Annotated in this window: 1 pseudogene; it reads right to left on the bottom strand. The window is 78.4% G+C overall.

What is annotated here, in order from left to right:
* Positions 1-439 (bottom strand): annotated as a pseudogene (locus N869_RS16065) (hydroxymethylbilane synthase); the annotation flags it as partial.

Genomic DNA, 439 nt, shown 5'->3' with positions numbered 1-439 from the left:
CCCTCCGAGCTCGCTCGCCCCGGCGGCGAGCATGCGCCGGGCCACGTCCTGCCCCAGGGCGAGGGCGGCCTCGTGCTGGTCGGCAGGGTCCGGCGGCAGGGGCACCGCCGCCGAGGTGCGGATCTGGTCGGTGCCGTCCGGTCGCAGCACCACCACGTCCAGGTGCAGGTGGTCGCCGATGACGGACCCGAGGGCGCCCAGCGGGGCGGCGCACCCGGCCTCGAGGTCGGCCAGGACGACCCGTTCGGCGGTGACCGCCAGCCGGGTGGTCCGGTCCTCGAGCAGCTCCAGGGCGGCGCGCAGGTCGGCGTCGTCGGTGCGGCACTCCACGGCCAGGGCCCCCTGCCCGGGTGCGGGCGTCATGACGGCCGGTTCCAGGGGCACACCACCGGTGCCGTCGAGCAGCCCGAGGCGACGCAGCCCGGCGGCGGCGAGGACG

The sequence above is a fragment of the Cellulomonas bogoriensis 69B4 = DSM 16987 genome (assembly GCF_000767165.1).
Classification (GTDB): domain Bacteria; phylum Actinomycetota; class Actinomycetes; order Actinomycetales; family Cellulomonadaceae; genus Actinotalea; species Actinotalea bogoriensis.
The sequence above is the reverse complement of the archived record's forward strand: the minus strand, read 5'-3'. Positions and strand labels throughout refer to the sequence as shown.